Below are 26,981 nucleotides of genomic sequence, written 5' to 3'. Positions count from 1 at the left end.
TTCTACCGAATATCAAAGCCAAAAAACGAATTGACGAATAACCAGCAAGACAGACTACTTCTTTCTTCTTGCTTCATTGTCTAGTTTTCTCAAGAAATCCATCTTTTCTGTAATCTTTGCTTCCAGCCCCCTAGGTGTTGGCCGATACCATCCTGGTTCTTGTAGTCCATCAGGAAGATAGGTTTCACCCGCAGCATAAGCATTGGGTTCATCATGGGCATAGCGATATTCATGTCCATAGCCTAGTTCCTTCATCAGTTTGGTAGGAGCATTCCTAAGATGAACGGGAACTTCTCGGCTCTTGTCCTGCTTCACGAAGGCACGCGCCTTGTTGTAGGCCATGTAGCCTGCATTACTCTTGGCAGCAATCGCCAGATAGATCACTGCCTGTCCAAGTGCCAACTCACCTTCTGGACTACCCAGGCGCTCATAAGTCAGAGCTGCATCGTTAGCGATCTGCATAGCTCTTGGATCGGCTAACCCAATGTCTTCCCAAGCCATGCGAACAATGCGACGAGCCAAGTATCTTGGGTCTGCCCCGCCATCCAGCATTCTGGACAGCCAATAAAGGGCAGCGTCAGGATTTGAACCCCTGACTGATTTGTGCAGGGCGGAAATCTGGTCATAAAAGTTGTCCCCGCCCTTATCAAACCTCCGCGAGTTCAATGACAGAGCATTCTTGATGAAGTCCGCATCAATGTTCGTTACCCCAGCAGCCCCGGCTGCCGTACTGCACTGTTCCAGCAGGTTCAGGAATCTACGGGCATCACCATCCGCATAACCGACAAGTGTTTCAATGGACAGCTCGTCAAAGGTCAGATGACCCAGTACTGTTTCTCTTGCCCTGACGAACAGTTCCTTCAACTCATCGTCCGTCAGAGACTTCAGAACATAGACTTGAGATCGGGACAACAAAGCAGAATTGACTTCAAACGAAGGATTTTCTGTTGTCGCACCGATGAAGGTTACGAGCCCGGATTCCGCATAAGGCAGCAGCGCATCTTGTTGTGACTTATTAAATCGGTGAATCTCATCCACGAACAAGATGGTGTGCTTACCTTGGGCAAGGTTTTGCTCGGCCTGTTCCATCGCTGCACGGATGTCTTTGACCCCAGAGAACACCGCCGACAATGCAATGAACTCACAGTCAAAAGCTTTGGCGGTCAATCTTGCCAGTGTGGTTTTGCCGACCCCAGGTGGCCCCCAGAAAATCATTGAGTGCGCTTTGCCAGACTGGAAGGCAAGCTTCAGGGGCTTACCTTCCCCAAGCAGGTGCGACTGCCCAATCACTTCGTCCAACACCCTAGGTCGGAGGGCTTCAGCCAAGGGCGCAACAGGCGATTTTTCGAACAGGTCAGCCATGTTGAACCCGCCCTAAAATCATGCAGCTACGAGCCTGGAAGTTGTGCCAAGGCACAAAAAAGGCACAAAAGATATTTTTAAGTCGTTGATTTACAATGACTTTTATATATTTGTTGAAGCGATGGATCTCATCGACGAAAAGCACCGTCGATCGACCATGGTTGTCCAGTTCGGCCTGGGCCTCGTCGATGGCTTGCCGGATGTCCTTCACCCCGGCCAGCACGGCCGAGATGGCGATGAATCGGCTGTCGGTCGCACTGGCGGCCAGGCGCCCTAGGGTGGTCTTGCCCACGCCTGGCGGCCCCCAGAGGATGAACGAGTGCAACTTGCCCGCCTCGAACGCGAGACGCAGCGGCTTGCCGGGGCCGAGCAAGTGCCGTTGCCCGACGAATTCGTCCAGCGTCTTGGGCCGCAGGAGTTCGGCCAAGGGAGGCTTGGGCTTTGTCGTGAATAGATCGGTCAAGTTCCTCTCCCTGGCATTTCTGATAGTTGACGTTCCGATAAGGTGGGCACCTCAATCCAGAGAGCCGGATTTATCCAACGCCGTGGGCTCTTTGTCGGCAATCGCATGCATGATGATGCGAGAGCCGCGGTAGCCGATGCTGTGGTTCCATACCCAGCTCAAAGCGACACTGAGACGATTTCGCGTGCCGATCAGAAAGTAGATGTGCGCCAGCTTCCAGATCCACCACGCAAAGGCACCACGCAGCTTCACCCGCCCCATGTCAATCACCGCCAGGCTGCGGCCGATGGTGGCCAGGTTCCCCTGATGCCGGTATTTGAAAGGCCCGTCAGCGGGCTTGCCCTTCAAACGCCGTCCAATCAGGTTAGCGACGTACTTCCCTTGCTGTTTGGCGGCCGGGGCGATGCCCGGCACGGGCTTCCCATCGGCCATGGTGCACGAGGCTGTATCGCCGATGGCGAAGACCTCCGGGCGACCGGCCACCGTCAGGTCAGGGCCAACGACCACTCGACCAGCACGATCAGACGCAGCGCCCAACCAGCGAGCCGCGGGAGACGCCTGGACTCCGGCGGCCCAGACGATGGTCTTGGCCGAAAGGGGCTTGCCGCCATACACCACGCCGTCGGCCGAGCATTCGGTGACCGGAGTACCCAGCACGACCTCGACCCCGAGTTTTTCGAGTGCCTGGCGCGTATAGGCCGAAAGATCCTCTGGAAAGACCGACAACAGACGCGGGCCAGCCTCGATCAGTACAACCCGCGATGTGCTCGGGTCGATCGAGCGGAAGTCACGCGCCAGCGTGTCTCGTGCCAGCTCGGCGATGGTTCCGGCCAATTCAACCCCGGTGGGACCACCACCGATGATGACGAACGTCTGCAGCGCGGCACGCTGCTGAGGATCGCTCGTGCGCTCTGCTTCCTCGAAAGCCGCGAGGATTCGGCCCCGAATGGTCGTGGCATCTTCCAGCGTCTTCAACCCCGGCGCGAAAGCCCCCCATTCGTCGTGTCCGAAGTAGGCATGGGTAGCACCTGTCGCGAGCACGAGCGTGTCGTAGGTTTGCCGCATTCCATTGTTGAGAATGACCTGACGCGCGTCCTGGTCGATACCTTCCACTTCCGCCATCAAGGTGTTCACTTCCGGGCGATTTCGGAAGAGATAGCGAATAGGCCAGGCGATCTCGGATGTCGAAAGTGACGCACCTGCGACCTGGTAAAGCAAGGGTTGGAACAGGTGATGATTGCGCCGATCGATGATCGTCACATCGACCTCGACACCAGCAAGCTGGTTGGCAACCTCGATCCCGCCGAAGCCCGCTCCGATAATGACGACGTGATGTCGGTTTTTGGAGGTCTTTGTCATGACCTGATCTCCTCTCTCAGCGTTTCAGCGCCGATGCGTGGTGTGCCATATGCTCGCCAATGAAGCTGGCAATGAAGTAGTAGCTGTGGTCGTAGCCTGGGCGCAGATTCAACGTGAGCGGGTGCCCCGTCTCGTCGCAGGCTTTGCGCAGCAGGTCGGGCTGAAGCTGGCTCTCCAGGAACTCGTCGCCCAAGCCCTGATCAACCAGCAACGGCAAACGCTCCTGCACGGTGCGAATCAGCTCCACGGTGTCGTACTGCTTCCACACTTCCCGATCGCTGCCCAGGTACGCCTCGAAGGCCTTGTGCCCCCAGGGAACCTGGGTGGGGGCGACGATGGGCGAGAAGGCCGAGACGCTTCGATAACGGCCCGGGTTGCGCAGGGCGATGACCAGAGCGCCGTGTCCTCCCATGGAATGGCCGCTGATGCTCCGCTCCGCTGTCACGGGAAAGTGGGCCTCGATCAGCGCCGGCAATTCCTGCACGACGTAGTCGTACATCCGATGATTCGCAGCCCAGGGTTCCTGTGTGGCGTTGACGTAGAAACCCGCCCCCTGTCCGAGGTCATAGGCAGGATCGTCGGCAACGCCTTCGCCGCGAGCACTGCTATCGGGCGCGACGACGGCAATGCCATGTTCGGCCGCGTAGCGCTGGACGGCGGCCTTGGTGATGAAGTTCTGCTCGGTGCAGGTGAGGCCTGAAAGCCAGTACAGCACCGGCACCTTGCCGTGCTGTGCCTGCGGAGGCAGATAGACGCCGACCTTCATCGTGCAACCGAGCGTCGTGGATTCATGCTGATAAACGTCCTGCCAACCATCAAAGCTGGCGTGATGTTCGATGCGTTCCATGTAGTTCTCCTATGTTCAAAGGAACGGCGCAGCTCTCGCGCGCCAGGACGGCAGCTCGTCAGGAAGATTTCTCTTCCGCTGCCGTGTCGCCGTGGGCGTGTCTGATCCTGCGCACGATCCACCAGATCGTCAGCATCACCGCAGGCACCAGAACCGCCATCACCGGCGCCACGCTGTCGTGAACCATCGGAATGCCCTTGAGAAAATAGCCGAGAAGACTCACGACGTAATAAGAAATTGCCGCGACCGACAGGCCTTCGACGGTTTGCTGAAGGCGCAATTGCATCTTGGCCCGGTTGTTCATCGACGCAAGCAGATCGCGGTTCTGGCGTTCAAGCTCGACGTCGATCCAGGAACGCAGCAACGCGATGGCCCGGGTCAGCTTGTCGGAGAGCTTGGTCTGGCGCTCCTTTACGGATTGGCATGTCCGCATGGCGGGAGCGATGCGACGCTGCAGGAAATCCGCCCAGGTGCAGTACCCGGATACGGCCTCTTCCGAAAGCGCTGCCAGCCTTTCCTCGACGATCTCGTAGTAGGCACGACTGGCGCCGAAGCGATAGAGATTCGCCGCAACGCCAGCTTCCAGTTCGGCAGCCAGGCCGGTCAATTCGGACAGCAGCACGTCGCTGTCGCGCCGTTCCACCAAGCTCGTACACATCTCGTCGGTGATCGCCGCAAGGCGCGACTCCATGCGCCGCAGCTCCGACGTCATCGACCGCGTCAACGGCAAGGACAGCAACGCCAAGGTACGGTAGGTCTCGATCTCCAGCAGACGTTGAGCCAGCGCACCCGCCCGCGCCGGGGTCAAATCGCGGGCAAGGACGAGGATCTGCGTCAGGCCATCCTCATCCTGTCGGAAGTCGGTGAGGATGGCGGCAGAGCCGTTCTCCACCAGCGAGTAGCACAGGCTGGCAGGATCGAAGCGATCGGCCTCCTTCTCCGTTTCCGGCGTCCATGGAAGAAGTCTCAAACGGATGCCGGATACGACCGGGCCGGGAGGAACAAATCCATGCTTGAACGGATTTTCGCCGCACGGCTCTCCCGTCTCGGAATCCAGCGAAGCGCACCAGAGATACGTTGAGAACTCGGTGTGCTTTTCACAGTGCAGGTCTCCCTCATCCCATGTCATGCCGTGAAGCGGCGTAGCGTGGTCGGGCTCGGCAACGCCGAAGCGATGAGACAACTCACTCATCGCCATCTGATCCCTGGCCTGATCGCCTTCGGTCATGAAAGCGAGCTGCAATATGCCGCGGGGGGCCTGAATCAACAGATGCGGGCGCGCATGCACTTCACCCACGGCCGCAGCACGATCGGCATAGGCCGGCATGCCGTACACGGTGGCGGTCGGGGCGGGTTGTACGGTCGTCGCATTGATGTTGGCCGGCTCTTGCATAACGACCTCATTTCTCATTGGTTGAAAAACACGCTTCAAAGCAAATGCCCGCAGCCATGCGTTTCGCACATGGCTGCGGGCCGATCTTCATGAGCAGGCACCGCTCTACACGGTCCGTCTAATAGGCTCGCCGTATAGAGGCTTGTGCTGGCCCTTTCAGAACGCCCTCAGCTTCCTTGCTTTCAGACGAAGGTGTACGAGCAGACCTTGTTGCCCGCCGGATCACGCAGGTAGGCCGCATAGGCACCCGGCAGGTGACCACGTGCGCCAGGCTGGCCCTCGTCGGTGCCGCCTGCGGCAAGGCCGGCAGCATGGAAGGCATCCACTTCGGCGGGAGTGGCGGCCGCAAAGCCGATCGTCACGCCGTTGCTGGAGGGCGCTTCACCATTGCCCGGACGGGCGATGATGAAAGCCGGCTTTTCGCGACCGAAAAGTACCCATCCGTTGTTGAAAGGACCGAGGTTCTTGATGCCAAGAGCACCCAGAGCGGCGTCGTAGAACGCGACCGACTTCTGAAGGTCGGCAGCGCCGATAAAAATGTGCGAAAAGATGCCATCGCCAGAAATGACAGGAGTGGACATGATTAATTTCCTTGGTGGTTGGTGTTGAATGGGTAGTGGGCGGTCAGTAGTGGATCACCGTGCGAATCGACTTGCCTTCATGCATCAGGTCGAAGGCCTTGTTGATGTCGTCGAGGCCCATGGTGTGGGTGACGAACGGGGCGAGATCGATCTCGCCTTTCATTGCGTCCTCCACCATGCCGGGAAGTTGAGTGCGGCCCTTGACCCCGCCGAAAGCCGAGCCCTTCCAGGTGCGACCGGTGATCAACTGGAACGGGCGCGTCGAAATTTCCTTGCCTGCACCAGCCACGCCGATGACGATCGACTGGCCCCAGCCACGATGTGCTGCTTCTAGTGCCGAGCGCATCACGTTGACGTTGCCGATGCACTCGAAGGTGTGATCGACACCCCAACCGGTCATCTCGATGAGAACCTCGTGAATCGGCTTGTCGAAGTCCTTCGGGTTGAGGCATTCGGTCGCGCCGAAGGTACGAGCCAGCTCGAACTTCGCTGGATTGGTGTCGATGGCGATGATGCGACCTGCCTTGGCCTGGCGTGCCCCCTGAATCGCAGCGAGCCCGATGCCGCCGAGGCCGAAGATGGCCACAGAGTCACCCGGCTGAACCTTGGCCGTGTTGTGAACAGCGCCGATGCCGGTGGTCACACCGCAACCCAGCAGGCAGACATGCTCGGGATTGGCGTCCGGGTTGATCTTGGCCAGCGAGACTTCGGCCACCACCGTGTATTCGCTGAAGGTCGAGCAGCCCATGTAGTGGTAGATCGGCTGGCCGTTGTAGCTGAAGCGGGTGGTGCCATCGGGCATCACGCCCTTGCCCTGGGTGGCGCGCACCGCGACACACAGGTTGGTCTTGCCGGACTTGCAGAACAGGCACTCGCCGCACTCGGCGGTATAGAGGGGAATGACGTGATCGCCAGGCTTCACGCTGGTCACACCTTCACCCACCTCCACGACGATACCCGCACCTTCATGACCCAGCACGACCGGGAAGAGACCTTCGGGGTCGTCGCCCGACAGGGTGAAGGCGTCGGTATGGCAAACGCCGGTGTTCGTGATCTTGATGAGCACCTCGCCCTTGCGCGGCGGCTCGACGTCGATCTCGACGATTTCCAGCGGCTTTCCTGGCCCGAAGGCAACTGCTGCACGTGATTTCATGATGTCGCTTCCTTTACTAGCTAACTAAATTTGCCCTCACCGAGGGCACCCTGGTGCCTCTACCGCAGATAGGAGCGGACGATAGAGATGGTCTCGTCAATGGACTTGTTCTGCGAATCGCTCCTGATTTCGCTACTGGGAAACTCTTCCCGCAGATAGCTCTCCAGAACGGTTGCCATCAATCCGTTGACTGCCCCACGAACGGCCGCAAGCTGCTGAAGAATTGCAGGGCATTCCGCACCTGCATCGAGCGCTTGCTCAAGAGTCGCTACCTGACCTTTGATGCGCCGGATGCGCGTCAGGGCTTGCTTCTTTTCTTCCGGGCTGTGTGGCATCGAACACCTCTCTACTTGGGTACACCGCCGCATTATACAATACTCCACCATAGTATATGCGGCCGAACTTCGCCACAAATTCTGTGCTCTTCGAGCACTATTACAGGCTAGTACAGATTTGTTCCCAAGAAGCGCAAAACATTCAAATCAATGAATATTTCTTGCATGTATCGACAGCATCGGGGCAAGTTCAAAACCGGTCAAACTGGAAAAATCTATGCGCAGATAGATATGGCCTATCTAAGCCAACTCATCGAGCTGAAGCTATCAAGATGAGACCGGCTAGGCGACCTGACGACCCGAGTACCGAGCCTTCCTCAGTGCAGGCAACATCTGGCCGTCCCAGTCACGATCGACCGCAACCTGGGCCTGTTCCTGGTTTCGTTCGAGGGCTTCAACGTCCAGATCAGCAATCGCCCATGTCTGCGTGCCGCAAGTCGTCGCGAGAATGCCATCCTCCGGGAATCCGCGATCAATGGGTGCATAGATCGTGGCCTCGCCAGTATTCGTGTCCAGCGCCGGGCTCCAGTCAGCAGCTCCGGTCGTCACGGCCTGCGCGATGAACATTCGGTTCTCCAGTGCCCGCGCCATGCAGCCCACACGGACCCGGGTTGCACCTGCTTGGGTGTCGGTACAGCTCGGGACCAGCAGCAGGCGCACTCCCGCCTCTCGCTGGGCTCGCACGGGCAATGGAAACTCACTGTCATAGCAAACAGCGATGCCGGCACGCACGCCTTTCAAATCGAACACCTTCAGTTCGTCGCCACCCTCGATGACGCCGGCGTCTTTCTCGAACCCCGTCAACTGCAATTTGTCTTGGTAGTCGCGTGTGCCGTCAGGCGCAAACCACCAAGCCCGGTTGCGGTAGCGGTCCAATCCAACCTGGGTCAAAAACGTACCGGCCTGAATGGTCATGCACAACTCGCGCGACAGGTCGGCATACAGTGCCAGCCACGCAGGCTGCAAGGCCTGCAGCGCGGCCAGAGAGGCGTTGAAATCATGGCGGATGCCAGGCTCGAACGTTGCAGCCAGTTCGAGGGATAGATACTCGGGCAACACGGCCAGTTCCGCCCCGCCACGGCGCGCCTCCTCCAGAACCAGCCGCTGCCGCGCAGCAAATGCCTCGAAGCCCGCGGGCTGACCCACTGAGTATTTCGCAACTGCTACTTTCATTTCGCGTTCTCCAGGGAGTGCAGCCACATCGTGAGCGTCTGCTCGGTTTCGCTCGGCTCACCCACCTGCTTCCAGGGCAGCGTAACCTTCATGTCCGACTGCCGCACGTAGCCGCGACGGGTCCAGAAGGGGTCATTACTGCGGTAGTTGGAAGGACGCCGGAGATCGTCGTCTGCACGATCCACCGACGCGAACGATGCCCACTGCATGCCGCCCAACGAACGGGCATGCGCTTCGCGCTCGTCAAAGAAGCGATGGCCCAGGCCAAGGCCCCGGAAGGCCGGGAGCAGGACTGATTCGCCACAGTAAAACACTGCCTCCACCGGGATTCCTCGATCGGCGAACGGCACATGGAAGGCCGGCTCCGCATCGCCGAGCGGCAACCCCGTGGACGCACCCACGACCACATCATCAGCGAGCGCGAGTACCAGCAGGCTGTCTGCCGAACGGGCGTACATGGCGAGGTAGTGCTTCTCGTATTCGGTGTCGCCCTCGTACAGGTAAGGAAAGCTGCGGAAGACGCTCGCCCGCAGGCCTGCCACGGCATCGAACCATTCGGCAATGTCCGGGCCACGACGAACCAGCACCTGCACGTCGCTGGTCATTTCAGGCGTCCCCTCCAACCTGTGCGATCCAGTCGCCGAGGTTGTAGTAGTTGGTGACACGAGCGATCTTGCCATCGCGGATCTCGAAGAACGCGCCGCCCGGCAGCACGTAGCGCTGGCCCTGGGCTTCCGGCAGCCCGTCGTCCGTCACCTTGTATTCGCCATGCACCACGTACTCCGCGCCTGCACGCAGGCCGTCGGCGCTGACCATCACCACGATCCCGCGCAGTTGCTCGCCATAGCAGCGGTCCATGCGCTGCAGGAAGGCGCGGAAGGCTTCGCGACCGACCTCACGAGCGCCCTGGTTCAAGTCGTGCGCGACGTCATCGGTCAACATTGACAGCATGGCCTCGCGGTCGCCGCGGTTGAAGGCGTCGTAGTAGGCAGTGATGAGAGTCGCAGCGTTCATTCGCGTTCCTTGTTGGGTTGTTCGGAGCGGAGCATTCCGGGGTGTTGTCAGTCTGGGCAACCGCGCTCTCCTTGTATATGGAATTGTTGCGATTTTATAATTCCACAATCTGGAACAATTAACGAGCAGCGAAACCGGCCATGAGGCGTGCGTCATGAACAAAGAAATGGAACTACTGCGCATCTTTCGGGTGGCGGCCGAAAGCAGCAGTTTTCGCGATGCGGCCGTCCGGCTGGGGACTTCTCCGCAAGGTGTAACCCGTGCCATCCAGCAACTGGAGCAACACTACGGCGAGGTGTTGTTTCATCGAAGCACGCGCCAGGTGCGCATCACCGCCTTCGGCGAAGGGCTGCTAGACCAAGTGCGCCCCGCATTGGAGCGGTTCGAGGATCTGTGGCGAACGCCTAGCTCCGACCAGCAGGCCTCTCTGTCCGGCACGGTTCGCATCACCGCACCGCACAGCTTGGGCACCAGAGCGGTGCTACCGGCACTGGAGCGCGTGGCCGCGCGTCATCCCGGCATCACGCTGGATGTGCGCCTGTCCGATCGCATCAGCAATACGGTTGACGAAGGGATTGACGTCGGGATCAGGGTCGGATTCATGCGCGATAGCCGCTTCGTCGCACGCAAGGCCGCCGACATGAGACTCCCCATCGTTGCCGCTCCGCGCCTGATCAAGAAAGTGGGCGTACCTGCAAACATCGATGCGCTAAGCAGCCTGCCAGTTACCGTGGCCTTGGATATCAATACCGGCCGCCCCTAGCCTTGGCACTTCAAGGCGGGACGCCAGTGGACACCTACCGCACCCACTCTCGTCGCTGACAATGCCGACATCGAAATGGGGGCAGCGTTGGCCGGAATCGCCTTCGCGCAACTGGCGGACTACATGGCTGCCCCCTACATTGCCAACGGGAAGCTGGTGCGAGTGCTGGAGAACGAAGAACCTCCGGCATGGGGGTTGTACGTCTATCGGCCTCAGCGTGGCCCCATTCCAGGACGGGTTCGAGCGGTATTTGATGAAATGCTGCTCGCCGTGGGATCGTTGCCAGCTTTGCCCTGACTCCTCGCAAGACGCTGTAGGGCACACATCTTGGAAAGCGGGGCACTGAGCCTCGGCGGCTCACCCCTCCGGTTGAATGATGAGCCGACCGTCTGCCCGCTTGCCCCAGATGCAGATCGGTCGGCCATGCAACCCAATGCCGGCGAACGATTAGATGTAAATGAATTGCCGGTACAACCCATCCAACTGACGACGAATGTCTTCGACGCGCTGCTCGTCACCGGTATCGGTAAATTCGAGTAGCTGCTGTTCCTTGGCAGTGATCTGATCGCAAAGGTCGGACAAGTTCTCGCAGAAAGCCTCGGAATGAACGGTGGGCTCCTCCGTATTCGTCTCTTCCCCTGCTAGTTTTCGCACAGACGAGGCTGGAGAAATCCCATTTTCCTCGTTAAAGGCAATTTGAAGCTGCCTGCGCCTATTGGTCTCATCGATCGCCTGCTTCATCGCCGGCGTCACCGCGTCGGCGTACAAGATCGCCTTGCCGTTTTCATTCCGAGCGACTCGACCGATCATCTGAATGAGCGCATGGGCCGAACGCAAGAACCCTGCACGGTCTGCATCGAGAATGGCAACCAATGATGCCTCTGGAATATCCAGCCCTTCGCGCAAAAGACTAATCCCAATCAAAACATCGAACTCTCCTGCGCGCAGGCCATTGATGATCTCAACACGATCCTCCGCTTTTATGTCCGAATGCATGTAGCGCGCTCGAATCCCGTTGTCCGTCAAGAAATCCGTTAGCTCTTCTGCACTGACCTTCGTCAGCGTAGTCACAAGCACTCGATTCTTTCTCTTCACGCACTTCGATATTTCGGCAAGCAGGTCATCTATGTATCCATCCGCTTTCCGCACTTCAACCTTGGGGTCAAGCAGTCCCGTTGGCCTGATAACCTGTTCGACAACCCTGCCTTTCGACACCCTCAGCTCGTAGTCGCCCGGAGTAGCGGAAACAAAGATGGTCTGAGGCTTGACCTTCTCGAACTCGTCAAAGTTCAATGGCCGGTTGTTCTTCGATGAAGGCAAACGGAACCCGTAATCGATCAGCGTGTCCCTAGAGAGCGACATCGGTTTGGCATCACCCACACCGTAGCCGAGGGCTCTGCAGTCATGGGTGGATCAGCTATCCGCCAGGTGGCAAAAACTTAATCAAAGAAGGCCAGGGTGCGAACTTCGATACTCTCGCGCGGTGGGGCTCCCGGCGGCGTATTTGGGTCCCGGAAGGCGGTATGGGGCGTGAAGCGGGCTCGGCCGTCGTGACGCGAGTCATACCCCTTGATCAGCAAGACTTCGTCACGGAGCATGTCCGGAAAATAGTACCAGCGCTGGTGCGGATTGTAGGCCAGGTGGTAGATCTCACCGATACGATCCGGATAGACCAGGTCGGTGGCCAGCAGGTCATTGGGGTCGAGCGTCGAGGCGTCCAGCACGGCCAGCGGCGAGCGCTTAACGGGCCCGCTCATCGGGCGCCAGAGGTTGATCTGGGCCACCGGCACCGCTGCCAGTGTGGCGGCCTGATCCATGCCCAGCGCGTCGCGGATACGTTCAGGCCCCGAGTGCTCTGTGTAGTCATTATGCACACGGCTGGCTGGGCCGCGAACATCCCGCCCCTCGGCGTCGCTGCGCCTGGTGTGGTCGAAGATGATGACCCGGCTCGCGCCCGTCAACTCCTTGATCAAGGCCTTGACCTCTTCATAGTAGACGTTTTCCACTGAGGTATCGTCGTAGAGGTCGTCGACCACCGTATCCCGCCGATGGAATTCGAACCCCTGCTTGTCCAGAGAAAGGCTGTCTGCCAACGGACGACCGCTGTGTATCGTGACCTCGCGCTCCTCCTGCTCGGCAAAGTAATGCGGTTCACTGTCGCCGGTCAGAGCCTCGGTATGCACATAGGGCTTCGCATCGTGCTTGACCAGGTAGGTGAGTGTCGTGATGACACTGGCGGGCATATCGGTTGTGCATTTCAAGTAACACCTCCCGGTCTGCTGACCGCATCCGGCGTGGTGTCACCGTGGCGGCGCTGTAGCTTGCATGTAGACTCTCGATTGTATGCCTTCGAACGGACACTTTCAAATGCTCCCCGAGGTGCATGGTCCCCGACCGGTAGAAAAGGACATCTCTCAACTCGGCACCGACGACCAGCTTGACCAGGACTGGCGCGTCGGACTCCAGGCCCGCGCCCAGGGCGACTACTAGGGATGGTCTGAAGTAGTTGTGTATTTCTGGCTGACTTCAGCCCCTGCCGATTTTAAAAGCGGCAAATCGATCAAAAACGCTCAGATCACCCGCCTATTTCTGTGTTTTTAGCCGCCGCGAGCACCTCGCGGCAGCCATTTCCCACATTACAGGCGCACCTCTCCTGCATTCGCCAGTAAATGTCGGCGCGCCATCCACAGGTTCGACAGCGCGAACAGCGTCACCAGTTGCGCCGTGTTCTTCGCCAGACCACGGAAGCGCACCTTCACATAACCGAACTGGCGCTTGATCACCCGGAACGGATGCTCGACCTTGGCTCGTACCTGAGCCTTGGCCTTCTCAATCTTGCGCTTGGCTTTGTACAAAGCACTGCGCTTATCAAGCTTCTTGTAAGTACTACGGCGGGCGGCGATCTGCCAGATGACCTCCCGGCCTTCATGTTCAGGGCGTTTCTCGACGCCGGTGTAACCCGCGTCGGCACCGACCATGTTCTCATCGCCGTGCAGCAGCTTATCGACCTGGGTGACATCGGCCACGTTGGCCGCCGTGCCCACCACGCTGTGCACCAAGCCCGACTCATCATCGACACCGATGTGCGCCTTCAGTCGGGTAAAGCAGGAGTGTTACCACTCCTGCCTCCCCTAAGAACCGTACTTGAGAGTCACGCCTCATACGGCTCAAGCCTTCCAGCAGCCTGAGTGAGACCGGGCTACCTGACAATGCGCTCTTCGGCGCTCAAGGTAAGACGTCCATGCCGGATCGAACGGGTTCGCTGCACTGCATATTTTGATATGCCGAACAATCGAAACACTGGCTGCGGCAAAAAGCCAAGCGGGTTGACTCATGCCACGTACTTTTTCCTTGCTGGCGAAAATCCAGTGCCGTTGACCCACTACACGAAAGTATCGTTGTTTTACCCAATGGGCACTTTTCATGGCATGCCGGCGGACAGCCCAGCGCCATAACACTCGCCAAATCTGATGGTCGATCCACGCGAAACGCTTGGCAGCGACAACATGACGATGATACATGGCCCACCCCCGGATTACCGGGTTCAGGACCTGAATCAGGTTTGCTTGCATCGCCGCCTTGTTTCCGTTTGTGATTTCCCGGACCTTATCCAGAAGCGCTTTCACACTCTTGCGAGCCGGAGTGATGAGTAGCTTGCCAGCGTACTTACGTACGTTCTGGCCCAGAAAATCGAAGCCTTGCGAGATATGCGTGATGTGAGTCTTTTCATCAGAGAGTTCCAAGCCTCGCTCTTTCAGGAATGCCTCAATTGCAGGTCGAACCTGACTTTGCAGGATAGCCTTCGAAGTTCCCGTGATGATGAAGTCATCGGCATATCTTACGACGTGTATCTTGAATGGCTGTCGCTTTCGGTTCGTCGAAGCCACGCTTGTGTGGACAACATGTTCCAGCCCATCCAACGTCCAATTCGCAAGTATCGGGGAGATGATTCCCCCTTGCGGGGTTCCTGCCTCCGTTGCGAACAAGGCTCCCTGATCGACATACCCGGCTCGAAGCCACTTACGCAGAACCGCTTTATCCATGGGTACGTTGGCGAGCAGCCAATCGTGGCTGATATTGTCAAAACAGCCTCGAATGTCGCCCTCAAGTACCCATTGCGCCGAACTGCGTTTCGCCAGTGCATTGAAGCAATGTGCGATTGCATCGGCCGTGGATCGCTGCGGCCGAAATCCATACGAATTTGGATCCGCACGCGTTTCTGCAACCGGCTCAAGTGCCAGTTTCCACAGTGCCTGCATTGCGCGATCCCGCATCGTTGGAATTCCCAGCGGGCGCTTCTTGCCATTGCTTTTGGGTATGTAGATACGTCTGAGCGGTTGAGGGCAATAGCCCCGATGCTGTAACGCTTTCACTCCCTTCGATTTGGCCACAGGGGTTGACCAGATCTTGCCATCAACTCCCGGTGTTCTCTTGCCTCTATTCTCCGTCACTCGCTTAACGGCCAACATCTTGCCGCGGTACGAGCGAGTCAGCAGCCGCTGCAAGGCTTGCACCTTGCCCCATCTGCCTTCTCGTGTTGCCTTGGCGATACGTACCTGGAGTCGTTTCACTTGCGATTCGATTTGGCACCAGGATAGGGGCCAGACCGACTCGAAGTTCGAAGATGCACCAGTGCCCGCCGGTGCTTGTGCATGGGATGTGAGCACTACCATCTGCTTTCCTCCGTACAACGATTGATCAGGTTGTTTCGCCATGGAAGACCTTGTGGAAGTCTGCTCGCTTTCGCGCCAGATGATCTTTCAACCTGTATTCGCCCCATTACAGGGCGACCTTCGCTTTTTCCACATTCCTTTACCCGCAGCACCAACAGCTTGCTTTACAGCTCACCTGCCGAAACCGGCAGCGCTACGGGCTTACCCTGTTCCACATGGATTTCCGAACGGGTCGGGCTCCTCGATTTCGCCGGCGGCACCACATCCACGAGGGGGTATCGGTAAGACCCCCTGCCTGTCCGCTTACCTTTTGGTTCAAGCCTGTCAGCATCTTTGGCTTGGCTATTTTGACGACGTTTATATGAGGTTCACGTGTGTTAGCCGTACCCGTTCATCCCTAGCACCTCTCCGCCTTGATGCTGGCAGATTCAGTCTGGCCTCACGGTTCGACCTACCGAAAATCGGCGGTTACATTGTCCCCAGGGCTTCAGACCCAGCTGTTACCGGCCGCGCCTGTCTGGGTAGGGAACGAGTGGTGGAACAATCGGTTCCGTCGGGCGTTAACCTGCGGAACAGAAACCCATGCGACTTTCAGGTCGCACTGCCGAAGTGGTGAGTCGGCCACAGGAACTGCCCCCGTAGCCGCTCGCAGAACCGTACGTGACACTCTCGCGTCATACGGCTCCCGTTATCCAACCTGTTGCTCGGTTACTTGCCAGTGATAAAACAGTCGAGGGGCAGCCGTCTGCACCGTGTCCAACCATTGAGATATGCGCCGCTTGCGCCCGTGAAGTATTTTGTACTTACGACCGGCCCAACGCTTGAGTGCGCTATCGATATGTCGAAAGATGCCAAGCATGGCCGTCCGATAGAACGCGCCATAGTACTGCCACCAACCTTGTATCACTGGGTTGTAAAGCCGAGCCACAGCAGCCAGCGTCACGTGAGTTTGGCGGTTGACCCGCCACTCGCGCACTGCTCGCCGCATCCGCTTCAACGCTTGCGCACTGACTCCCGGCAGGAAGCTGGTGAAAAGGTTGTTCTGTTGGCCGATTGCCTTCCTGGGTCTAAAAGTGAAACCAAGGAAGGTAAAGCTCACATGCGGATACTCCGCGCGTCGATTGCTGTCCTTGCAGTACACGATTTTCGATTTCTCGGGATGCATCGTGAGACCACAAACTGCTAGACGTGAAGCGATTGAACGCATCACGTGTTCTGCCTGCCTCTCGCTACGACAATGCACTACCGCATCATCGGCGTACCGGGCAAAAGGACAGTTTGGGCTGTTTCGTTGCATCCAAGCGTCAAAGGTGTAATGCATGAACAGATTCATCAGCATGGGACTGATCACGCCGCCTTGCGGGGTGCCACGTTCGCGTTGAATGCGAACGCCATCTGCTGCCTCGAACGGAGCAACCAGCCATCGTTCGATGTACAGCAGTATCCAGTCCTCTTTGATATGGGTTCGCACCGCTTTCATCAGCAGTTCATGATCAATGTGATCAAAAGCCGCCTTGATATCAAACTCCACCACCCAGTCGTATCGCCAGCAGCGCTCGCGTGTGATCGCTATGGCCTGTTTGGCTGAACGCCCTGGTCGGTATCCATATGAGTCCGGATGGAAAAGCGCATCCAGCTTCGGCTCGATGAGGAGTTTGACTACAGTTTGTGCGATACGGTCGCTGACCGTAGGCACTCCCAGCCTGCGTATACCCCCCGATGCCTTCGGTATCTCAACAACCTTGACCGGCGGCGGGAAATAAGACCCCGACGACATTCGATTCCATAGCTTGTAAAGATTCTTCGGCAGGTTCCGCTCAAAATCGGCAATGGTCTCATCGTCGATTCCAGCAGCTCCCCGGTTGGTTCTGACCTGCTGATAGGCCTCCCATATCACGCGCTATGTTGTAAGGTTTGTTCGAACTCACGCCACTCATCCCCTGAGGTTGACAGCGTTCGTTGACAGGATAACGCCTCCCCTTCGCTCCGCCTTCATTACAAAGGCTTCATCACTACTACAGGAGGCTCCGCCCCTCATTCCAGCATTGGTATTCTTCCTCATGGTTTTAGCCATTTGTCATTTTCCTTTGCATCTGGAACAAGGTTCTCACGTTCCGTACCCAAGCCTGTATGGAGATCATGCCGCCTTTACACCGGCTGCCACTGGGGCCGTAAGCAGGTAACGCCCCAACTCGTCCTGAAGCCAGTACTCAACCTCAGTTTCGACAGCACTTTAGGGAATAACGATGCGTCATCGGACGGTTTGCTTTCGCTCATCTTCTCCATACTCACCTGCCATCATCATGGGATGACTTTTCCTCGGTTGCTCACCACCGCACCTTTTGGATGCAGCAGCACCGGGTGGTTTGAAGCCTGCTCCTGCAAGCCGACTTCGGAAGGCCTACTTCCATCTTCGGTACAGCATCACAGGTCATACGACCTGTGTTCGTGACACACAGTACTGGTTACCCTTCTTGGTCTGATGCATTTCCGGGTCGCGCTTACCGTCCTTGTTCTTGGTCGAACTCGGCGCATTGATCAGCGTGGCATCGACGATCGTGCCTTGGCGCAGCGACAGCCCTCGGTCGCCCAGATAGCCATTGATGACAGCCAAGATGCCGGCGGCTAGTTCGTGCTTCTCCAGCAAACGACGGAAGTTGAGGATGGTGGTTTCATCGGGGATACGCTCCAAGCTCAGCCCCGCGAACTGGCGCAAGATGGTGGTCTCGTACAGCGCCTCTTCCATCGCTGGATCGCTGTAACCGAACCAGTTTTGCATCAGGTGCACGCGCAGCATCGCCATCAGCGGATAGGCCGGACGACCGCCTTCACCCTTGGGATAATGCGGCTCGATCAAGGCAATCAAACCCTTCCACGGCACCACCCGATCCATCTCGATCAGGAACAACTCTTTGCGGGTTTGTTTGCGCTTACCGGCGTACTCGGCGTCAGCGAAGGTCATCTGCTTCATGGGGAAACTCAGCGGGTGGAATCCGGGTATTTTGCCAAAATCTGGAAGTCTTCTTCAGATGGTATGGACGCCTCCCCCCGGCAGCGGGCCGACCGCCGCACTGTGCACGACAAGCGGATCTCGCGGCCCCGATATACAAGTGTCAAAGTAACGCGTGTGAACAGCAAGAACACCTCTAACAGGAGGATCCACCATGAAACAGAGTGTGATTGGTATGGACATCGCCAAGAAGGTTTTCCAACTGCATACCGTCGATCAGCGCTCCGGAAAAATCGAACGTTTCAAGCTGCGGCGTGAAGAGGTTTTGGCGTTTTTCGCCGAGCGTCAGCCCTACTTGGTAGCGATGGAGGCTTGTGGCAGTGCGCACTGGCCTACTTGGTAGCGATGGAGGCTTGTGGCAGTGCGCACTGGTGGGCGCGCCAGCTTCAGCAGTTGGGGCATGAGGTGCGCTTACTGGCTCCTCGCTCGGTACGCCCATTCGTACTCAGGAACAAGACCGATGCGGCTGATGCCCAAGCGATATGGACAGCAGTGCAGCAGCCCGACGCCCACCAAGTCGCAATCAAACAAGCTGATCAGCAGGCCATCCTCTCGCTGCACCGCATCCGCGCTCAACTGCTGAAATTTCGCATTATGCAAAGCAATGCATTGCGCGGCTTGTTCTATGAGTTCGGGATTGTGTTGCCGGAAGGCTACACCCCGCTGACCAAGGCGGTGCCTAACGCCTTCGTCGATGCGGAAAATCAAGTACCCCATGTGCTGTTGGAAAGTCTGCGCGAGCAGTGGGCACGGGTAATCCGGCTGGACGAAGAAATCCAAGCGATTGAACTCCGTTTGAAACACTGCATGCGTGAGCGTCTCGATTGTCAAAAAATTGCAGAAATCCCCGGAGTAGGCTTGTTGACGGCCACAGCCGCAGTTGCCTCGCTGGGCGATGCCAAAACCTTTCGCTCCGGTCGGCAGTTTGCCGCTTGGGTGGGACTGGTTCCTCGACAGACAGGCACAGGTGGTCGAGTTCGGCAACTGGGGCTGAGCAAGCGCGGTGACACCTATCTGCGAACACTGTTTATGCATGATGCCCGCTCAATCATTGCCAGGGGGCAGAAGTCTGAGTGGGTTGAGCGCTTGCTTGCCAGGCGACCGTATAACGTGGTGGTGGCCGCAGTTGCCAATAAACTCGCGAGAACCGTTTGGGCTGTGCTGGTCAAAGGCTCCCGATATCGCGCAGAACTCTTTACGGCATGCCCTGTAGGGCATTGAAAAAGCTTATAGACAAAAGGCTTCACAAGGAGCGCACGCGGTAGATACGTGATGGCGAAATAGGTCAGACCGTGACGAGGTAAACCTGGTAGGGAATATGAGCTATGGGCACACCATCAGCTCGATTTTCAGATGAGGGCCTCGTCAGCGGATTCCATCAGGGCCAGTAGGCTTGTCGGCCTGCACAAACAGGCCGGATATAAGACTGCTCCTACCTATACGTCAGCATGACTACCCCATTGAGCTTCGGGAGGCGTCCATATAAGTTTCCCTAAGCTACATGAGGACGACTCGCCCACAGCGCAAAGCACCTGTGTTCGCGCTATTGGCTGTCCCGTGCGTTGTGGTGCTGACCGTCGATGACGAGTCGAACCTACTGTATGGACACTGCGCGCGGCAGCCTTTCATGCGTGCCAGCTACGTGCCCAAGGTTGGACGCGGATCGAAGCGTGCGCAGGGTTTTTCGTGAAAGTATAAAATCCAATCAACTTTATCAGAAGAAAATATATGATCGTAAGAAACTTTGAATACTTGCTTGCTTTGCACCGTGAAGGCCATTTTGGCAACGCGGCCAAAAGCTGCAATGTTTCTCAGCCGACACTCTCCGCGGGCATTAAGCAATTGGAGGAAGACATGGGTGTCGAGATCGTGCGTCATGGCCGACGCTATGACGGCCTCACTTCTGAAGGGATGCGCGTACTGTCTTGGGCTCAGCAGATGTATGACGACTGCAAAGGGCTGGAGCGAGAACTCTCCGCACTACGGCGAGGTATAGAGGGGCAATTCCGGCTAGGGATACTCCCAGGAACTGCCGGTGTAGCGCCCACATTAAGCATCGCCCTTGCTGAAAAAACACCCTTACTTCAACAATCAGTTCTGGTTTCCGGCGCTTCTTCCCTGCTACAGGCGATTCGAGAAAACAATTTGGATATCGCACTCATGCATTTGGAGGATATCCCAGGGGAAGACTTCGATACTCACCTTCTGTACCGTGAACGCATTTTCCTTTTTCACGCCGCGAGAACACAGCAACCCCGAAGCACAACGTGGGACCATGTTCTCAATAGACAACTCTGCGTGCTGAACTCGGCAGTACCTGAACCCATTCAAGATAGGCTGATGCAATGTACCGCGCAGACTATTCGCACTGATTCAATTGACGTGCTATCGGCACACGTGGCGACAGGAAAATATTCGGCAGTTCTTCCGCAATCTCTCGCCGGCCAACTCGCGCACATTCCAAATCTCCACGCAATCGCAATCAATGGACCAATGTCGCACTCAAATGTCGGATTCGTTGCTGGGAAAAATGCGTTCGAGGCACCGTCATCGCGTGCATTGCTCGAAATGGTGCACACCCCCGAACTCGCCACCACTCTTCAATCCGTTATATCGATCCATCGTCGGTTCCAGCCCAAAGCAGACTCATCTCAAAGCCCCCTGAAATAGCGAGTCTTGAAGAGCAACTCTGTATTGCTTCAACCAGGCGAAGATTGCAGGCATGCCGTGTGCGCCGCTAACAGGCGCCACGTGCTGAGCAACCCATCGAAGGCCACTAGGTCCAGGGGCAACTCGGGGGGGCAGGAGTACCTGCTGCATGCGGCCTCCTCATGTCTCGCTGGGTCGAGCTGACTGTTCCTAGATCAAGCTAGGAGGCGCGATGTAGCGATGATCGTTGCCCTCTCCCGGCTAGGAGACGAGCACGGCTCGACGATCCCGCGTAGATAGATCGTGCCTATCTGCACATAGATTATTCCAGTTTGACCACTTCTGAGCTTGATCCGATGCTGTCAAGACCGCAGAAGGAGACGCGGCCAACGGCTAGGCAATACCACGATCGTTCTTCTTGACAGCGGTAAATTTCGTTTCCCACTTCGATTTAGAAGATGGAAACATTAACGCACAGAGGTGACGAAATGACTCCGACCGGTAACCGAATCGTGACTTTCGAGAAGCCCTTGGAAATGAAGGTCAACACCTTCAAATTTCCAGAGCTGATAACCCCTCAAGGGAAAAGCGCACCCCATGGCGCTATCCTCAAAATAGTTACCACAAATATCTGTGGCAGCGACCTTCACATTTATCGCGGTTCGTTTGCTGTTCCCAAGGGAATGACCATGGGCCATGAAATGACCGGCGAAGTGATCGAAGTGGGATCAGACGTCGAAGTCGTGAAGAAGGGCGACATCGTTTCCGTTCCCTTCAATGTGGGGTGTGGGCGTTGCTACAACTGCAAGCATATGCGCTCCGATGTATGCGAGAACACCAACCCCGAAATCGACTGCGGAGCCTACGGGTTCAACCTCGGTGGCTGGACGGGGGGGCAAGGTGATTATCTCTTCGTACCGTATGCGGATTTCAATCTCCTTCGCTTCTCTGACAAGGATGCCGCCATGGAAAAAATCCGCGACCTGACCCTTCTCTCTGACGTATTACCCACAGCTTTCCATGGGTTCGCTGGCCCAGACTGGCCAGCCGCGCCGGCCTACGTCGTCGGCGAAAACATCCTGATCTTCGGTGCCGGGCCGGTCGGCAGAGCGGGTGCCGCCTGCGCCAGACTTCTGGGTGCAGGCGCCATCATCGTTGCCGATTACATTCAAGAGCGGCTGGACCTTCTCAAGCCACACGGCGTGGAAACCATCAACCTTTCCGACGGCGTGCCGATCGAGGAGCATCTCGAACGCATTACCGGGCACAGGGAGGTGGATCGCGTCATCGACTATGTTGGTGTGGACTGCCGCGGGTTTGGCGCGGAGGCTGACAAGATCGTGGAGAGCGCTGTTACCAACGCAATGCTCAAATATGTCCGCTTCGGCGGAATGACCAGTACGGTCGGTGTGTACTGCGCAAACCCGATCTCGAAAGACCCGAAAGCCAAGAAAGGCCATATGGATCTGGAATGGTCCAACGCCTGGATCAAGTCGCCGCGAATGTCGGCTGGTCAATCTCCGACGGCCAACTACAACCACGCGTTAATGCGGGCGATACTGAACGATCGCATGCCTTACCTTTCGCCGATGATGAACACTAAGTTCATCAAGCTCGAAGACGCGCCCGCCGCGTACAAAGAGTTCGACGCGGGTTCTGCATACAAGTACGTCATCGACCCGCATGGTTCAGTGCGGCATTAAGCATCCGGCGCGGGCTAAGCATCAGGATGTCTCACACTTTCTGGTGAGAGGCATTCTGGTCCCGCCAGTCTCCGGGCAGCAACTGGAGCCGGCGAATATTTTCGCCGGCATTTGCCGTCTGCCCCAGGGTACTTGCCTTGGCTCGGACCAGGAGCAGAGCCTCAGCAATCCGCAGGTGATGATCAACCGCAAGCGTGTTCAAGCGCTTGGTTCGCAATCGGCCAAGGGTCAGACGGGGACGATGCACGGCATCCATTGACGTGCGTGGCTGGAGATAGCCTTCGTCTGATCCTTATCACCCCACGGACTTGATCAGGCTCGCCTGGTGTTGTGCCTGCCTCGGGCCATCGCACGGTCAACCCAGCCCTGGCTCATTCAGCCAGAAGTTTCCAATGATGTGGCCGAACTCGCCGCCGCCAGAATGGCAGTCACTTCTATAGGGAGATAGCACAGTGTTGGATAAGTCGGAACGGGAGGGTGGCCTATGGAGCTGCGCCATCTTCGCTGCTTCGTAGTTCTTGCTGAGGAGCTACATTTCACGCGGGCGGCTGAGCGCCTGCATATCGAACAACCACCGCTATCACGAGCCATCAAGGAACTTGAGGACGAGTTGGGCGTAGTGCTCTTCGACCGAAACCGACGAGGAACAGTTCTAACGGCGGCGGGCGCGGTCTTCTTGCAAGATGTTCGCCGTCTATTCACAGTGCTGGAACAGGCTCGTGAAAATGCCAAGGCTGTGGCATCGGGCTTGCGCGGTAGCCTGCGCATCGCTGTATCAGATGGGGCTATCGATCCACGGCTGTCGGCATTTCTGGCTCGTTGCCGCGCCGAGGAGCCGGAGATCGAAATACGCTTGTCAGAAGTGCTTCTGGCAGAGCAAGTGCGTGGCTTGCGTTCGGGCGACTTCATGATCGGGTTCGCGCACACGGGCGATGTCGGCGACGGTATCGCTGCCGAACCAATCTGGCACGACCCGCTGGTGATTGCGGTGCCAGCTCGTCACTCATTGCTCACCTACAAGGAGGTGCCACTTCAAGAACTTCAAGGCCATCCACTTGTCCTGTGCGACCCGCAGGTATGCGAGGGCTATTGCCGCGAACTCAAGCGGCTGCTCAACACGTTGGAGCACAAGCTGAATGTTGTCGAGGAAGTGTCCTCGCTGGACATGATGCTCACGTTGGTCGGCGCCGGCTACGGCATCGGCTTCATGACGGCGACCAAGATTCCCATCTCCCAACGGCCGGATGTGGTGATCCGCCCCTTGGCGATGGATTCTGCCGTGATCACCACCTACCTGCTTCGGCCCGACGGCGGCAATTTATCGGCTTCGGTGGAGCGATTTATCGTTCGCCTTCGCGACTCTTCGGACGGTTGACGGAGCCTGGCAGGCTAGACACTCAGGGATCAGTGTCGGCACGCAGATTGCGTTCGGTCGCCGTCATCAGGTCAGCCGCGCTTATTCCAAGTGCCGTAGAAATTTTCAGTATGAGCGGAAGCGTGGGCACGTGCTCACCACGCTCGATCTTACCCATGTGAGAACGCGAAATGCTTGCCCGAGATGCGAACTCGTCTTGCGCGACTCCTTGAGCGACGCGCGCAGCGCGCACGGCCTGTCCGAAGGCTAACGCCGACTCGGATTCATACGTCGATGTGCCAGAAGGACGGCCTGGCTGAATTGTTGATTTCTGCATTAGCAGAAGCGTCAAACAATCTGCCACAATTAACCACGTTAAAGATAACGACGTTAAACTTCACTCTTTCCTGCAACGCTGGTTTGCCTTTCTGGACAGATCGCTTATTGGGGGCCCTCATGCATGACGCCACCAGCCAGTTTTCCCATTTCAGGCTTGCTATCGCGCCCGGAGTGCCATCCTCTTGCCTCACAACGCTTCTTGCCCTACAGCGCGCGGAGGAACCAGAAGTCACCATCACGTTCTTTGAGACCTCAGCCGATGATCTGTTGACGGGCCTTGAGGAAGGCCGCTACGACGCTGGAATGACGCTTCGGAACGCTGGTGCTCCGGCCGTGAAAAGCCAACCGCTCTGGGTGGAGAACGTGGCTGTTGCAGTGCCGCTGGGGTCCCCCTTAGTTGCCCAGGCGAAGATCACGCTTGCCGAGCTTCTGGACTATCCGGTGTTTCGCTGGCCGGCGGAGGCTTGCCTACTGCTGGATCAGCGACTGTCCTTTCTTCCGTTGAGCCAGCAGAGCATTCAGCACGTGACTTCGTTCGAGATGATGGCGCTTTGGGTGACCGCTGGCTACGGAGTGGGGCTCTCCGCGCAATCGCGCATTGAGCGTGCCCATGCGTGGGGGATCACTATGCGACCGCTTTCAGACGGCCCCTACGAGATCGTGACATATCTGCAGCGGCCCCACGGACGAGCCAATGTTGTTTCTGAGCGGTTCGAGCACAGGGCAATGTTGGTTGCCAGGGACAGGGCGGCTTGCTCGAATACCCCATAGCCCGCTCTCGCCGAGGCTGCGTGCGGGTAATTGCAGCGGCACGCGCCTGTTAGCGCGCCAGTGATAGCGCTTCCATCTCTGGCAATATGATGAATTAACATGGTCTTTGGAGGCACGAATGGTTGGAAGTGGTTGGGATCGAGTACCAATTGACTCGCAAAGCATCGATGCGCCGCTGTCGCGCGCGGCGGTGTTTCTCACGTTGACAGTCGCCGAGGGCCACGAGGCCCTTCAGGCGGTCGCCGGCGTCTTGGACGGGCTGGACGACCTGATCAAAACGGTGGGCTTCCGCGATCTCAACGGCCGGCTGTCGTGCATCACTGCACTGGGATCGGCGCTATGGGACCGTTTCCAGACCGGGAAGCGCCCGAAGGAACTACGGCCCTTCGTGCCCATCGAGGGTGCCAAGCACACCGCGCCTGCCACGCCCGGCGACCTGTTCTTTCACATCCGTGCCGAACGCGAGGACCTCTGTTTTGAATTCGAGCGCCTGCTGCTGGACCAACTGGGCAGCAGCGTGACGGTGGCCGACGAGGTGGTCGGTTTTCGCTACTTCGACTCCCGCGACCTGCTTGGCTTTGTCGATGGCACGGCCAACCCGACCGGGCACGACATCGGCGCCTCGACGCTGGTCGGCAGTGAAGATCAGGCGTTCGCCGGCGGCAGCTACTTGGTGGTGCAGAAGTATCTGCACCAAATGCAGCCGTGGGCTCGGCTCGCCAAGGACGAGCAAGAGCGGATCATCGGCCGGGAGATCGTCAGCAATGTCGAATTGCCCGACGCGACGAGCGGCCAGAAATCGCACAAGACCCTCGCCACGATCGTGGACGACGACGGCACCGAGCACGACATCCTGCGCGACAACATGCCCTTCGGCCGCCCCGGCCAGGGCGAATATGGCACCTACTTCATCGGCTACTCCAGGCATCTGTGGGTGACGCAGAAGATGCTGGAGCGCATGTTCCTCGGCGATCCGCCAGGCATGCACGACCGCCTGCTCGATTTCTCGACGGCGCACACCGGCGCCGTGTTCTTCGCTCCCGCACCGCGCACGCTGAGCGAACTCGTGGAGGCGGTGCAAGCGTAATGCAGGGGCCGCAAGGCCCCTGCAAGGTTTGAGAGCCCTATGCTCCGTCTAGAACTACTGCGCTATCCACCAGCCGACGAACGCTTTGCCGCACATCCTCGGGGATGGGGTACGGGGCAATGGCCTCGGGCATATCCGCATAGTGCTGGTAGTCGCCCATGATGACCTGGATGATCGCCGGCACGTTGGTCGGCGTGACCGCATCAATGGCCGCGCGGTCCCCCAGGTCAGGGTGCGGCTGGGTCAGCATGCGGTACAGATCCCACGAATCCGCGTGCGGGCACTGGTTCATGAGCACCTGGGCCAGCTTGTGCTTGAGCGGCACCAGTTGCCAATCGGGAACACGCTGCCCCCGATTGCCCAAACTGATGGACAGCAACTTGCCCGCTTTCAGTTCGCGGTTGATCTGGTCCTTGGACTTTCCGGCCAGCTTGCCGAACAGCGGGACCGGCAAGCTGCTTGGAGACTCGTAGATGGTCAGCATTTCCTCGCGCTCGCGCTGGATCGCGGACACTTCCGGCTCTGGGGCATGCGTCGGAGGCGGCGGTACCTGAGACAGCCGCTGGAACGTGATGCCGCCGTTGCTCGGGGTTACGACAATAGGCGTGGCCACGACGGGCGGGACGCCGGGAGGAGTGGGCTCGGCCATCGCGAGGGTCGCATCCACCGCTTCCTCCACTTCTGCCATCGCCGGCACCCCGTCGATACGGATGGTCAGATGCGCGCTCGCGGCTTCCACTTCGCCCTGTTCGAGCAGGTCGAGCCGATCGGCCCAGTCCTGCATCATCCGACGGCGCGGCTCAACGTACTTGGCGTGGTTGTAGGACGAACTCACCTTGTTGGGGTCGGAATGGTGCGGATTTCGGTGAAGGTGATCAGCGGTTTCGGCGAACGTGATCAGGGAAGGAAGGTGGTACTGCGCGGTCAGGAGATTGTAGCGTAGGTGATCACG

The 26,981-nt window shown here is 58.0% G+C and carries 22 protein-coding genes and 5 pseudogenes; 8 read left to right on the top strand and 19 right to left on the bottom strand.

The window, feature by feature from the left end:
• Positions 1–54: 54 nt before the first annotated feature.
• The 11 genes from RN01_RS25405 to RN01_RS25355 form a co-directional block, all read right to left on the bottom strand.
• Positions 55–1,362: a replication-associated recombination protein A gene (locus RN01_RS25405; RefSeq protein WP_024569582.1), complete on the bottom strand. Its 1,308-nt coding sequence runs from the start codon at positions 1,360–1,362 to the stop codon at positions 55–57.
• Positions 1,355–1,825 carry an AAA family ATPase gene (locus tag RN01_RS25400; protein ID WP_024569583.1) on the bottom strand — a complete coding sequence of 157 codons (471 nt, stop codon included), beginning with the start codon at positions 1,823–1,825 and terminating at the stop codon, positions 1,355–1,357. The genes RN01_RS25405 and RN01_RS25400 overlap by 8 nt, the downstream gene beginning before the upstream one ends.
• A gap of 51 nt (positions 1,826–1,876) precedes the next feature.
• On the bottom strand, positions 1,877–3,184 hold the full coding sequence (locus RN01_RS25395) for an NAD(P)/FAD-dependent oxidoreductase (protein ID WP_011871464.1): 1,308 nt from the start codon (positions 3,182–3,184) through the stop codon (positions 1,877–1,879).
• A gap of 16 nt (positions 3,185–3,200) precedes the next feature.
• Positions 3,201–4,031, bottom strand: a complete 831-nt coding sequence (gene fghA, locus RN01_RS25390; RefSeq protein WP_011871465.1) for an S-formylglutathione hydrolase — start codon at positions 4,029–4,031, stop codon at positions 3,201–3,203.
• A 58-nt stretch (positions 4,032–4,089) separates the two neighbouring features.
• Positions 4,090–5,424: a DUF3422 family protein gene (locus tag RN01_RS25385; RefSeq protein WP_017514590.1), complete on the bottom strand. Its 1,335-nt coding sequence runs from the start codon at positions 5,422–5,424 to the stop codon at positions 4,090–4,092.
• 182 nt (positions 5,425–5,606) lie between these two features.
• Positions 5,607–6,005 carry a VOC family protein gene (locus tag RN01_RS25380; protein ID WP_017514589.1) on the bottom strand — a complete coding sequence of 133 codons (399 nt, stop codon included), beginning with the start codon at positions 6,003–6,005 and terminating at the stop codon, positions 5,607–5,609.
• 43 nt (positions 6,006–6,048) lie between these two features.
• Positions 6,049–7,158 (bottom strand): S-(hydroxymethyl)glutathione dehydrogenase/class III alcohol dehydrogenase, encoded by a 1,110-nt coding sequence (locus RN01_RS25375; RefSeq protein ID WP_007182549.1) that lies wholly within the window; start codon positions 7,156–7,158, stop codon positions 6,049–6,051.
• Positions 7,159–7,217: 59 nt separating this feature from the next.
• Positions 7,218–7,493 (bottom strand): formaldehyde-responsive transcriptional repressor FrmR, encoded by a 276-nt coding sequence (gene frmR, locus RN01_RS25370; RefSeq protein WP_007182548.1) that lies wholly within the window; start codon positions 7,491–7,493, stop codon positions 7,218–7,220.
• 282 nt (positions 7,494–7,775) lie between these two features.
• Positions 7,776–8,666: a carbon-nitrogen hydrolase family protein gene (locus RN01_RS25365; RefSeq protein WP_017514127.1), complete on the bottom strand. Its 891-nt coding sequence runs from the start codon at positions 8,664–8,666 to the stop codon at positions 7,776–7,778.
• A complete protein-coding gene (locus tag RN01_RS25360; RefSeq protein ID WP_007182546.1) occupies positions 8,663–9,271 on the bottom strand; it encodes a GNAT family N-acetyltransferase in 609 nt (202 codons plus the stop codon). The genes RN01_RS25365 and RN01_RS25360 overlap by 4 nt, the downstream gene beginning before the upstream one ends.
• Before the next feature lies 1 nt (position 9,272).
• The gene (locus RN01_RS25355; RefSeq protein WP_017514126.1) at positions 9,273–9,680 is read right to left on the bottom strand and encodes a ketosteroid isomerase-related protein; all 408 of its coding nucleotides are present in this window, start codon (positions 9,678–9,680) and stop codon (positions 9,273–9,275) included.
• 154 nt (positions 9,681–9,834) lie between these two features.
• Here RN01_RS25355 and RN01_RS25350 point away from each other — a divergent pair.
• Positions 9,835–10,740 (top strand): annotated as a pseudogene (locus RN01_RS25350) (LysR family transcriptional regulator).
• A 150-nt stretch (positions 10,741–10,890) separates the two neighbouring features.
• On the opposite strand, the gene RN01_RS25345 reads toward RN01_RS25350, so the two are convergent.
• Positions 10,891–11,823, bottom strand: a complete 933-nt coding sequence (locus RN01_RS25345) for a helicase-related protein (protein WP_286962390.1) — start codon at positions 11,821–11,823, stop codon at positions 10,891–10,893.
• Between the two features lie 59 nt (positions 11,824–11,882).
• On the bottom strand, positions 11,883–12,704 hold the full coding sequence (locus tag RN01_RS25340) for a CmcJ/NvfI family oxidoreductase (RefSeq protein WP_024569584.1): 822 nt from the start codon (positions 12,702–12,704) through the stop codon (positions 11,883–11,885).
• Positions 12,705–12,810: 106 nt separating this feature from the next.
• On the opposite strand from RN01_RS25340, the gene RN01_RS34945 reads away from it, so the two are divergent.
• A complete protein-coding gene (locus RN01_RS34945) occupies positions 12,811–12,933 on the top strand; it encodes a hypothetical protein (protein ID WP_017513125.1) in 123 nt (40 codons plus the stop codon).
• Positions 12,934–13,079: 146 nt separating this feature from the next.
• Here the strand turns inward: RN01_RS34945 and RN01_RS25335 are convergent.
• The 4 genes and pseudogenes from RN01_RS25335 to RN01_RS25320 all read right to left on the bottom strand — a co-directional run.
• Positions 13,080–13,538, bottom strand: a pseudogene (locus tag RN01_RS25335) (IS5-like element ISPre1 family transposase); the annotation flags it as partial.
• Positions 13,539–13,610: 72 nt separating this feature from the next.
• Positions 13,611–15,116, bottom strand: coding sequence for a group II intron reverse transcriptase/maturase (gene ltrA, locus RN01_RS25330; RefSeq protein ID WP_035834956.1), 1,506 nt, complete (start codon positions 15,114–15,116; stop codon positions 13,611–13,613).
• A gap of 688 nt (positions 15,117–15,804) precedes the next feature.
• Positions 15,805–17,013 carry a group II intron reverse transcriptase/maturase gene (gene ltrA, locus RN01_RS25325; RefSeq protein ID WP_231582312.1) on the bottom strand — a complete coding sequence of 403 codons (1,209 nt, stop codon included), beginning with the start codon at positions 17,011–17,013 and terminating at the stop codon, positions 15,805–15,807.
• Between the two features lie 561 nt (positions 17,014–17,574).
• A pseudogene (locus RN01_RS25320) lies at positions 17,575–18,087 on the bottom strand (IS5-like element ISPre1 family transposase); the annotation flags it as partial.
• A 193-nt stretch (positions 18,088–18,280) separates the two neighbouring features.
• Between RN01_RS25320 and RN01_RS25315 the strand changes: the two are divergent.
• The 4 genes and pseudogenes from RN01_RS25315 (at position 18,281) to RN01_RS25300 (ending at position 23,853) form a co-directional block, all read left to right on the top strand.
• A pseudogene (locus tag RN01_RS25315) lies at positions 18,281–19,347 on the top strand (IS110 family transposase).
• 507 nt (positions 19,348–19,854) lie between these two features.
• Positions 19,855–20,796 carry a LysR family transcriptional regulator gene (locus tag RN01_RS33320; protein ID WP_058655490.1) on the top strand — a complete coding sequence of 314 codons (942 nt, stop codon included), beginning with the start codon at positions 19,855–19,857 and terminating at the stop codon, positions 20,794–20,796.
• 515 nt (positions 20,797–21,311) lie between these two features.
• Entirely contained in the window at positions 21,312–22,478 is a 1,167-nt protein-coding gene (locus RN01_RS25310; RefSeq protein ID WP_226929782.1) for a glutathione-independent formaldehyde dehydrogenase, read from the top strand.
• A 484-nt stretch (positions 22,479–22,962) separates the two neighbouring features.
• A complete protein-coding gene (locus tag RN01_RS25300; RefSeq protein ID WP_017514782.1) occupies positions 22,963–23,853 on the top strand; it encodes a LysR family transcriptional regulator in 891 nt (296 codons plus the stop codon).
• 22 nt (positions 23,854–23,875) lie between these two features.
• On the opposite strand, the gene RN01_RS33315 is transcribed toward RN01_RS25300, so the two are convergent.
• Positions 23,876–24,169, bottom strand: coding sequence for a helix-turn-helix domain-containing protein (locus RN01_RS33315; protein ID WP_009459591.1), 294 nt, complete (start codon positions 24,167–24,169; stop codon positions 23,876–23,878).
• Between the two features lie 119 nt (positions 24,170–24,288).
• Between RN01_RS33315 and RN01_RS25295 the strand changes: the two genes are divergently transcribed.
• Positions 24,289–24,942 carry a substrate-binding domain-containing protein gene (locus RN01_RS25295; protein WP_023106332.1) on the top strand — a complete coding sequence of 218 codons (654 nt, stop codon included), beginning with the start codon at positions 24,289–24,291 and terminating at the stop codon, positions 24,940–24,942.
• Between the two features lie 118 nt (positions 24,943–25,060).
• Positions 25,061–26,029 (top strand): Dyp-type peroxidase, encoded by a 969-nt coding sequence (locus RN01_RS25290; RefSeq protein ID WP_020924940.1) that lies wholly within the window; start codon positions 25,061–25,063, stop codon positions 26,027–26,029.
• Between the two features lie 37 nt (positions 26,030–26,066).
• Here the strand turns inward: RN01_RS25290 and RN01_RS25285 are convergent.
• Positions 26,067–26,981: pseudogene (locus RN01_RS25285) on the bottom strand (hypothetical protein); the annotation flags it as partial.

This window comes from Cupriavidus sp. SHE (genome assembly GCF_000812445.1).
Classification (GTDB): Bacteria; Pseudomonadota; Gammaproteobacteria; order Burkholderiales; family Burkholderiaceae; genus Cupriavidus; species Cupriavidus metallidurans.
This window is presented reverse-complemented; position numbering and strand designations above follow the sequence as displayed.

Excerpts from the sequence above, each read along its gene's own strand:
- RN01_RS33315 (WP_009459591.1), bottom strand. The coding sequence starts at position 24,169 with ATGCAGAAATCAACAATTCAGCCAGGCCGTCCTTCTGGCACATCGACG.
- RN01_RS25385 (WP_017514590.1), bottom strand. The coding sequence starts at position 5,424 with ATGCAAGAGCCGGCCAACATCAATGCGACGACCGTACAACCCGCCCCG.
- frmR (WP_007182548.1), bottom strand. The coding sequence starts at position 7,493 with ATGCCACACAGCCCGGAAGAAAAGAAGCAAGCCCTGACGCGCATCCGG.
- RN01_RS33320 (WP_058655490.1), top strand. The coding sequence starts at position 19,855 with ATGATCGTAAGAAACTTTGAATACTTGCTTGCTTTGCACCGTGAAGGC.
- RN01_RS25375 (WP_007182549.1), bottom strand. The coding sequence starts at position 7,158 with ATGAAATCACGTGCAGCAGTTGCCTTCGGGCCAGGAAAGCCGCTGGAA.
- RN01_RS25365 (WP_017514127.1), bottom strand. The coding sequence starts at position 8,666 with ATGAAAGTAGCAGTTGCGAAATACTCAGTGGGTCAGCCCGCGGGCTTC.
- RN01_RS25355 (WP_017514126.1), bottom strand. The coding sequence starts at position 9,680 with ATGAACGCTGCGACTCTCATCACTGCCTACTACGACGCCTTCAACCGC.
- RN01_RS25405 (WP_024569582.1), bottom strand. The coding sequence starts at position 1,362 with ATGGCTGACCTGTTCGAAAAATCGCCTGTTGCGCCCTTGGCTGAAGCC.
- RN01_RS25295 (WP_023106332.1), top strand. The coding sequence starts at position 24,289 with ATGCATGACGCCACCAGCCAGTTTTCCCATTTCAGGCTTGCTATCGCG.
- RN01_RS25380 (WP_017514589.1), bottom strand. The coding sequence starts at position 6,005 with ATGTCCACTCCTGTCATTTCTGGCGATGGCATCTTTTCGCACATTTTT.
- fghA (WP_011871465.1), bottom strand. The coding sequence starts at position 4,031 with ATGGAACGCATCGAACATCACGCCAGCTTTGATGGTTGGCAGGACGTT.
- RN01_RS34945 (WP_017513125.1), top strand. The coding sequence starts at position 12,811 with ATGCTCCCCGAGGTGCATGGTCCCCGACCGGTAGAAAAGGACATCTCT.
- ltrA (WP_035834956.1), bottom strand. The coding sequence starts at position 15,116 with ATGGTAGTGCTCACATCCCATGCACAAGCACCGGCGGGCACTGGTGCA.
- RN01_RS25310 (WP_226929782.1), top strand. The coding sequence starts at position 21,312 with ATGAAGGTCAACACCTTCAAATTTCCAGAGCTGATAACCCCTCAAGGG.
- RN01_RS25290 (WP_020924940.1), top strand. The coding sequence starts at position 25,061 with ATGGTTGGAAGTGGTTGGGATCGAGTACCAATTGACTCGCAAAGCATC.
- RN01_RS25360 (WP_007182546.1), bottom strand. The coding sequence starts at position 9,271 with ATGACCAGCGACGTGCAGGTGCTGGTTCGTCGTGGCCCGGACATTGCC.
- RN01_RS25395 (WP_011871464.1), bottom strand. The coding sequence starts at position 3,184 with ATGACAAAGACCTCCAAAAACCGACATCACGTCGTCATTATCGGAGCG.
- RN01_RS25300 (WP_017514782.1), top strand. The coding sequence starts at position 22,963 with ATGGAGCTGCGCCATCTTCGCTGCTTCGTAGTTCTTGCTGAGGAGCTA.